Here is a 5,153-nt window from a genome sequence, read left to right as displayed (position 1 = left end):
GCTGGCGAAGTCGTGTCGCTCGTGCGGGTCGGCCTCGAGGTCGAACAACTGCTCGGCCGGCCCTTCGGGATACCAGATGTACTTGTGCCGTCCGTCGGTGACGGCGAGGTAGTACGGCTGCCCCGGCGGACCGGCGTCGCCACTGGCCACCGCGGTGATCAGGCGATCACGGCCGGGCTCGGTCGCCAGCTGGACGAGGTCCTCGCCGTCGATGTCGTCGGCGGCACTGTCGACGCTGCTGCCAGCCGCGGCGACGAACGTCGGCAGGACGTCGGCCAGCGAGACCGGGGTCGTGACGACCGTGCCCGGCGCCACGCGGGTGTCGCTGACCGGTGGACGCACGATCATCGGTACCCCGGCCGAGGCCTCGTGGAAGAACACCTTGTTCCCGCTGCCGTGGTCACCGAGGAACTCGCCGTGATCGGAGGTGAACACGATCATGGTCCGGTCCAGTTCACCGATGTCCTGCAAGGCGGCGAGCACCCGGCCGAGGTTGTAGTCGATCTGGGTGACCAGGCCGTAGTAGGCCGCCCGCGCGGCGCGGATCGTGGCGTCGTCGAGCAGGTCGAACGATCCCCGGCGGCGTTGCCGGACGAAGGCCGCCGGTGCATCCACGTCGCCGGCCCAGTCTCCGACCACCGGATCCGGGATCGGCGCGTCCTGGTACATCGAGTAGTACGGTTCCGGCGGGTCCAGCGGCGGGTGCGGCTTGGTGTAGGACAGCCACATGAACATCGGCCGAGTCGGGTCACGCCGGTGATGGATGTGGTCGACGGCCTGCTCGGACAGCCACGACGTCAGCGTCTGCGCTTCCGGCACGGTCGCCATGCCCGGGTGCAGCTCGTTCTGCCCCAAGCCGTGGCGCATCGGGAGCACCGACATGCGGCGAGCCTGGCGGTAGTAGTCGTCGGGAAGGATGAGCTCCTCGAACCCATGGTGTGCACGCGGCGGAGTGAAATGCATCTTGCCGATGCCGATCGTCGCGTACCCCAGCTCACCGAGCCGAGCCGGCAACGTCTGGGCGCCGGGCGGCAGGACGTCCTGGCTGGCGCCGTTGTGCGTCATGCCGTGGCGCACCGCCGACTGGCCGGTGAGCACGGTGATGCGTGACGGCACACAGATCGGCGTTGTCGCGTAGGCCGCGTCGAACCGCACGCCTTCATTGGCCAGTTGATCCAGGTGTGGTGTGCGCAGAAACGACGGAGCGGTCGGGCCCAGGGTGTCGCGTCGTTGTTGATCGGTGGTGATCAGCAGCAGATTCGGCCGATCGATGGTTCACACGCCCTCTCTACAAGAACTCAACGGTGCCGTTCTGCCGCGATCGCTCCGCGGCGAAGGCCGCCCAGTGACTCTCCAGGCTCTCCTCGAACGCCGTCGGAGCGGCCTCGACGGTCCGCCCGGCCCGGCGCTCGCGTGTACGTGCGGTGAAGTCGGCCATGAGGCCGGCGTCGCCGCCGCCGTGGCCGCCGATCACTTCGCCGATCTCCTCCACGAAACCGGCACCGGTCTCGACGACGTCGAACGGCTTGCGCTCCACGCCGGGCACACCCGTCACGTTCGGGCGGGTGTCGCGGAACTTGACCACCTCGAGGCGGCCGGCATGCGCGTCGCCGTTGATCTCGCCGTGGCTGCCCATCACCGTGATGGTCCTGGAGTTCTCGCGGGTGAACGCCGACACGACGAGGGAGGCGGTGACGCCGTTGGCGAACCGCAACGACGTCGTCTGATGGTCGACGACGTCGTTGTCCATCCGGTAGACGCAGCGTCCGTAGTCGGTCTCGCGCAGCGCGCGCCGACGCCCCTCCGGGCTCAGGTCGTTGGTGATGATGGCCACCGGCGGCCCCTGCACCTCGGCCAGTTGCTCGACGTAGAAGCGTTCGGCGTTGTAGGGGCAGGTATCGGCCACGGCGCACCCGTCGATGCAGCGCTCGGTCGATCCCGCCGGCGCGTTCTCGCGGCGGAAGTGCCGCAGCGAGCCGAACGACGACACCGCGACGTACGGTGAGTCCACCAGCCAGCGCAGCATGTCGAGGTCGTGGCACGCCTTGGCCAGCAGCATGGGGCTGGACTGATCGGAGCGGTGCCAGTTGCCGCGAACGTAGCTGTGGGCGAAATGCCAGTAGCCGATCCGCTCCAGATGCTGGATTCCCTGCAGCTCGCCGATGTGCCCTTCACCGAGCAGCCGGTGCAACGCCCGGTAGAACGGCGCGTACCGCATCACGTGCGAGACGGTGACCGCGCCGGGACGGTCTTTGGCCACCGCGACGAGCCGGTCGAGCTCGGCCGGCGTCGACGCCATCGGCTTCTCCAGCATGACGTCGTAGCCGAGTTCGAGCGCCCTGGCCGTCGGGTCGACGTGGGTGCGATCCGGCGTGGCCACGATGACGGCGTCCCACGGTCCCGGTTGGGCGAGCGCGGCCTGCCAGTCGGTGAACCGGTACTGCGGTTCGACCGCGTGCGCATCGCCGATCTCGGCACGTCGCTGGGCGTCCGGTTCGGCGATGCCGGTGACCCGCGCGGCGTCGGGATTGTCGAGGCACCACCCGGCATAGGCGTGCCCGCCGCGGCCTCCTGCGCCGAGTACCAGCAGCCGAACCGGTCCGTCGTTGTCGTCGGTCATCGTCACCCTTTCTCGGCCCCCGCGGTGAGGCCCTCGACCAACAGTCGCTCGGCAGCGAAGAACAGCACGACCACCGGAAGCGTCAGCAGGACCGACCCCGCCATCAGCACCGTCGCCGACACGCTGATGTCGTCGAGTTGCGCCAACCCGAGCGACACCGTCCAGTTGTCCCTGCGCTCCAGCAGGAACAGCAGCGCGAACAGGTACTCGTTCCAGGCGATCATGAACACGTAGAGCGACGTCGCGGCGATCGACGGCATCGCCAGCGGCAGCACGATCCGGGTGATCACCTGGGTGCGGTTGCAGCCGTCGACCATGGCCGCGTCCTCCAGTCCCCGTGGGATGGACCGGAAGTAGTTGCGCAGCATGTAGACCGACACCGGCACCGTCGAGGCGAGATAGATGATGACCAGCGCGAACAGTTCGCCGCGCAGACCCATCCTGGAGAACAACACGAACAGCGGAATCGCCATGACGATGCCGGGGAACATGTACACGGCGAAGAACGACGTGTTGATGACGTTCTTCCCGGGGAACCGCAGCCGGGTGGCGGCGTAGGCGCCGAGCACCGAGAAGGCCACCGTCAGCACGACCGTGCCGATCGCCAGCTGCAGCGAATTGCCGAAGAACGACAACAGGCCGTAGCCGCCATCGTCCGGCGAGGCGATCACCTTCTCGTAGGCCGCGAGGTTCAGCTCGTCCAGCGACGGAATGACGTCGAGGGGATCGGACAACACCGTCTGCAGCGGCCGCACCGACAGCAGCAGCATGTACAGCAACGGCACGACACACACGACCAGGACGAACGCCAGCCACAGGATCCTGGCGACGCCGATGACCCGGGTCTCGACCACTTCCCGCGACGCCATCAGACCTCCGCCTCCTGCTTGAGCACCCCGTAGCGGTAGTAGAAGGCGAACGCGGTCACCAGCACGATCGACATCAGCAGGCCGAGCGCGGCCGCACCGCCGACGTCGTTGCGCGAGATCAGGTAGTTGTACACCTGCACCGCGACGACCTCGGTTCCCGCGGACCCGCCAGTGAGCAGGTACACGTCATTGAAGTTCTGGAACGTCCAGATGAAGCGCAGGAGCACGAGCAGTGCGATGACGCCGGACAGCTGCGGCAGGACGACGTAGCGGAACCGCTGCAGCGGGGTCGCGCCGTCAACCCGGGCCGCCTCCTCCAAGTCGCGCGGCAGGCCCTGCAAACGGGCCAGGATGAACAGGAACGCCAGCGGGAACGTCTTCCACGCCTCGAACACGATCACCGTCAGCAGCGCGATCGGCACGTCCATGCCGACGCCGAGCAGCTCCACTCGGTGGTAACGCTCGGACAGGAACCCGATCGGCTCGTCCCACCCCAGCACGTCGGTGCCGAACACGTTCACCGGGCCGAACTGCGGGTTCAGCAGAGTCCGCCACACCAGCGCGGCGGAGACCACCGGGATGACGTAGGGCACCAGGACGAACGCACGCACGATCATCCGGCCGGGGAACCGCTGGCGAAGCGCCAGCGCCGTCAACAGCCCGGCGCCGACCGACAGCAACGTCCCGCCGATGCTGTAGATGAGCGTGGTGCGCGTCATCTCCCACAGGTCGGGACTGCCCAGCACGGTGCGGAAGTTCTGCAGCGTCAGCGTGATGTCGAAGACGTTCTGCAGATCGATGAGCCGCAGCCGCTGGAACGACATCACCACCGTCCAGATGAACGGCAGCACGACCACCAGCAGCACGATCAACAGGGTCGGGCTGACCAGCGTCAGCCCGGCCACCGCCTCGCGCGCTCGCAACGTGGTCGCCGACCAGCGCCTGCGCTTGCGCGGTTCGCCCGGCCGCTGCCCCGGCGGCGCGCCGTGCGCCGCGTCCGCTGCGCCCGAGTCGCCGGTTCCGGCTGCGTCCCGGGCCTGCGCTTCTTGCCGCCCCATCAGCGCAGGTCAGCCGATCTCCGTGGCCAGCTGCTCAGCGCTCTCGGCCATCCGGGTGGCGGCCTCGGCGGGCGTGATCGACCCGTCCAGCGCCTCACGCAGGATGTTCGTCAGCTCGAGGTCGCCGTACATCGCGGTGACGAGCGCGCCCTGCCCCTGGCTGAAGCCCCAGCGCTCGAACTGCGTCGCGCCGCTGGCGATGGTCTCGACGGCCTCGTCCCCGTACAGCTCGCCCACGCTGAGCGTGTTGTCGCCCGAGCCCACCGGCAGCTCTTTCCAGCCGTCGACGTAGGTGGTGTCACCGGGCTCGGGGCCGTTGCGCATCGGGAAGCGGCCCTCGGGCGAGATCGACAGGAAGTCCGTGTAGCCGTCGCTGAGCAGGTACGTCACCAGTTCCTTCGCCGACTCGGTGTCCGCGGAGCTGGTGATGCCGAGGTTGACGGTCAGCCCGAACTGCGTGGGCTGGTCACCGGAGGGCCCGCTGAACAGCGGCAGGATCGTCGTGCGATCCACCAGCCACTGCTGATCTTCCTTGCACTGCTCGCAGGTCAGCGGCGTGTCCGGGAAGAGCCCGGCGAGCTCGTCGAGCAGGTGCGGCGACCACGA

4 protein-coding genes and 1 pseudogene are annotated in these 5,153 nt (G+C 68.4%); all 5 read right to left on the bottom strand.

Features of this window, described 5'->3' with window-relative positions; all coding sequences use genetic code 11:
- Positions 1–1,251 (bottom strand): sulfatase-like hydrolase/transferase (locus M6444_RS07905; RefSeq protein WP_298325249.1); only part of this gene is annotated, 1,251 nt, incomplete at its 3' end.
- Between the two features lie 37 nt (positions 1,252–1,288).
- Positions 1,289–2,620 carry a Gfo/Idh/MocA family oxidoreductase gene (locus M6444_RS07900; RefSeq protein ID WP_298325247.1) on the bottom strand — a complete coding sequence of 444 codons (1,332 nt, stop codon included), beginning with the start codon at positions 2,618–2,620 and terminating at the stop codon, positions 1,289–1,291.
- Positions 2,621–2,622: 2 nt separating this feature from the next.
- Positions 2,623–3,489: a carbohydrate ABC transporter permease gene (locus M6444_RS07895; RefSeq protein ID WP_298325244.1), complete on the bottom strand. Its 867-nt coding sequence runs from the start codon at positions 3,487–3,489 to the stop codon at positions 2,623–2,625.
- On the bottom strand, positions 3,489–4,547 hold the full coding sequence (locus tag M6444_RS07890) for a sugar ABC transporter permease (RefSeq protein ID WP_298325241.1): 1,059 nt from the start codon (positions 4,545–4,547) through the stop codon (positions 3,489–3,491). The genes M6444_RS07895 and M6444_RS07890 overlap by 1 nt, the downstream gene beginning before the upstream one ends.
- A 9-nt stretch (positions 4,548–4,556) precedes the next feature.
- Positions 4,557–5,153 (bottom strand): annotated as a pseudogene (locus M6444_RS07885) (hypothetical protein); the annotation flags it as partial.

It is taken from the genome of Haloactinopolyspora sp. (assembly GCF_027324685.1).
In the GTDB taxonomy this organism is placed as follows: Bacteria; Actinomycetota; Actinomycetes; order Jiangellales; family Jiangellaceae; genus Haloactinopolyspora.
Note: the sequence above shows the minus strand (reverse complement) of the source record. Positions and strands in the feature narration are given on the sequence as shown.

Bases quoted from the DNA above. Each gene is read 5' to 3' on its own strand.
- M6444_RS07900 (WP_298325247.1), bottom strand. From the start codon at position 2,620: ATGACCGACGACAACGACGGACCGGTTCGGCTGCTGGTACTCGGCGCA.
- M6444_RS07895 (WP_298325244.1), bottom strand. From the start codon at position 3,489: ATGGCGTCGCGGGAAGTGGTCGAGACCCGGGTCATCGGCGTCGCCAGG.
- M6444_RS07890 (WP_298325241.1), bottom strand. From the start codon at position 4,547: ATGGGGCGGCAAGAAGCGCAGGCCCGGGACGCAGCCGGAACCGGCGAC.